The sequence below is a fragment of the Nocardiopsis sp. JB363 genome (assembly GCF_900143625.1).
GTDB lineage: Bacteria > Actinomycetota > Actinomycetes > Streptosporangiales > Streptosporangiaceae > Nocardiopsis.
In genome coordinates, this window is sequence record NZ_FRFF01000022.1 from 1 (window position 1) to 2,910 (window position 2,910).

Below are 2,910 nucleotides of genomic sequence, written 5' to 3' on the forward strand. Positions count from 1 at the left end.
GTCCTGGGGCAGCGACCGGGCGGGCGGCGGCGGTTCGGTGCCGGGCTGGGGGCCGGCCGCGGAGCGGGCCAGGGCGGGCAGCGATGTCCCGGTGTCGCTCAGGCTCGATCGGAGTCGGGGGCGGGGACGACGCGGCTCGGTCAGCAGGTTGGGCGGGATGAGGACGACGACGCCGATACCGCCTCGGGCGGAGGGTCGAAGGCTCACCCGTAGTCCGTACCTGTCGGCCAGGCGCCCGACGACGGCCAGCCCCACCCGTCCCGAGGGCACGGTGGACAGATCGCGGGGTTCGGTCAGCAGGCTCTCGGCCAGCGCCCTCTCGCGGTGGCGCAGGCCCATGCCGCTGTCCTCGACAGTGATGGTGACTCCGGTGTCCTCTTCCTCCGCGTAGACGTGCACCTCGGTGCCCAGGGCGGAGAAGTTCGCGGCGTTGTCCATGAGCTCGGCCAGCGCCTGCATCACGCCCTCGGCCGCGTAGCCGACCACGGCGATGCTGCTGGTGTAGTGCAGGCGGACCCGGCGGTAAGCGGTGATGCGGCCCATGGCACCGCGCAGGATGCTCTCCATGACGATGGGGCGGGTCCATCGGCGTCCGGACCGGCCCTTGGCGAGGGTGACCAGCCGGTCGGTCAGGCGCCCGGTCCGGGAGACGTTGTGGTCGACTTCGAGCAGGTCGGCGAAGATGTCGCCTCGGTCCCCGTAGCGTTCCTGGAGTCCGCGCAGCTGGGCGAGCAGGGTGGTCAGGTGCGCCTGGATGCGCGCCCCGCACTCGGTGGTCGTGATCATCGCCCGTTCCGCGCGCCGGTCACCGGCCAGGAGCCGCTGAAGGATGCGTCCGCGCAGGTGGGCGACGGTCGGGTGCACCTGGGGGAGTTCCTGTTCGAGGACCTCCTGGGCGGTGGGCAGGTCCTCGTCGATGCGCATCCGCATGAGCGGGATCGTGACGTCGGCCAGGGCGGCGACCTGTTCCTCGATCTCGGTGCGGGCCCTACGGTCCCGGGCCGACCTGGTCTCGGCCGTGGCGATCCGCGCGGTGACGGCCTGCGCGAGCCGATCGACGCAGGGGTGGGTGGGCCGTGGGTGTTCGGCCGGCACGTCCTGGGGGGAGCGGTCCTCGCGGACGGCGTGGGCGAGTGCGGGCAGGAGCACGTCCACGACCCACGCGGTCTCCTCCTCCAACGTGCGCGCGCCGGCGCCGATCCGAGCGGCGTGGGCGCGGGCGTTGCGCGCCGCGGCCGCCTGGTGGACCGCCGTGGCCACCGCGGCGCACAGCAGGACCGCGACGAGGCCGCCGGCGAGGGCGACGGTGGTGCGCAACGCTTCGGGGGTCTCGATCACCGTCCAGGACCAGGTCGGTGCGGTGATCGCGGCGGCGATCAGGAGTGCGACGAGAGCCTGTTGGCCGGGGCGCGGGTGAGTGCGTTTCCGGTCGGACAGGTGTGCTGCCATGAATGGGTTCCTCGCGGCGTGGGTCCTGGGTGGAGGAGTCGTGGAAGCGACCCGGAAAAAAGGTTCTCCGGGTCGGTTCGATTTCACGGTAGACCACGCGGGGGTGAAGCGTGGGCTTTCTCGCAACACCACCCACCTACCTGCACGTAAGGTGCCATTCCAGACCGCCGTCAATCCACAGGAAGGACAGAAAAGCCCCCTTTCCTGGCATTCCAGAAAAGGAGGCACGGGAAGGTTCGTCTCCCCCGGAATTCTCGAAGAACGAGGGGTCGGTCTGAGCGGCCAGGGACCGCCCCTCTAGAGCACGCCCTTGGCGGCGGTGAGGATCACCAGGAGGGGCACCAGACGGTCGGGGGGAACGACGTAGTGGCCGCGGCGGCGGGTGGTGAGCCAACCGGCCGCGGCCAGTTGGTTGACGTGGTGATAGATCTGGCCGGTGGTGCCGAACCCCTCCCGCTCCTTGAGGGCGGCGACGGTGGAGACCCCCGACCACACGGCCCACAGGATGTTGAGCCGGACGGGGTTGCCCAGGGCGTCCAGGGCGGGTGCGAGGGAGGCCCAGTCGAGTTCGGCGATTCCTTCGGTGCTGAGGCCGTACTGCCATTCGACGGGGACCCCATCGCTCTCGACGCGGCCCGCGTAGACCACCGATCCGCCCCGGGGTCCGTGTTCCCTGATCCCCTCCAGGGCCCAGAGGGCATCGGTGTTCTCGGGGCGCTGTTCCAGTTCGGCGACCCGGGCTTCCAGGTCGGCGAGGCGTTTCTCAGTCGATCTCTCGCTCACGAGCCCCAGCCTAGCGAAGACTACGGGATTACGTAAGAACGGACTATCGGTGCGGAGAGACATGCCGGACTTTGCCCGATCCAGAGCAACCGGTTCCGTCCCCCTTACGCGACGTATTCCATCATGAAGGGGCGGTCCCGGCAGCCGCTCGCCCGTGTACACCCGAGGTTCCGTCCCCATCGGCCCGCGTGCGGCCCGTCGGACGAACGGTAAGGAGCACCACATGCGCGCAGCCAACGGTTGGCAGTACTTCGTCTGCACCCTGCTCGTCGTCATCGGTGCCGTCAACATCATCCAGGGGTTCACCGCGTTCCTCTCACCCGGCTTCTTCCTGGCCCCCGAGTCACGGCTGCTGGTACTGGAGTACGAGGGCTGGGGGCTGCTGTTCGCGAGCATGGGCGTGCTGATGGTCCTCGCCGGTGTGGCGGTGCTGACCGGCAGCACCTGGGCCCGGGTCCTGGGCATCATCCTCGCCTCGGTGAACGCGCTCGCCCAACTGGTCTTCCTCATCGCCATGCCGTTGTGGTCGGCGATCGTGATCGCCATCGACATCCTGATCGTCTTCGGACTCACCGCGGGTTGGCCCGTCACCGTCCGCGACGGTGGTGCCACCGCCGTCTACCGGGCCGGGTACCGGGCCGCGCAGGAGAAGCCCACCACCACGCCCCGCCCCACACC

Annotated in this window: 3 protein-coding genes; 1 reads left to right on the plus strand and 2 read right to left on the minus strand. The window is 70.0% G+C overall.

The annotated features are described in order from the left end of the window. Together BQ8420_RS04840 and BQ8420_RS04845 are read right to left on the minus strand one after the other, a co-directional pair. On the minus strand, positions 1-1,449 hold a 1,449-nt coding region (locus BQ8420_RS04840), incomplete at its 3' end, for an ATP-binding protein (RefSeq protein WP_143847111.1). A 297-nt stretch (positions 1,450-1,746) separates the two neighbouring features. Further along, the gene (locus tag BQ8420_RS04845; RefSeq protein WP_087096604.1) at positions 1,747-2,232 is read right to left on the minus strand and encodes a helix-turn-helix transcriptional regulator; all 486 of its coding nucleotides are present in this window, start codon (positions 2,230-2,232) and stop codon (positions 1,747-1,749) included. 223 nt (positions 2,233-2,455) lie between these two features. Here BQ8420_RS04845 and BQ8420_RS04850 point away from each other — a divergent pair. Beyond that, positions 2,456-2,910 (plus strand): hypothetical protein (locus BQ8420_RS04850; RefSeq protein ID WP_087096605.1); only part of this gene is annotated, 455 nt, incomplete at its 3' end.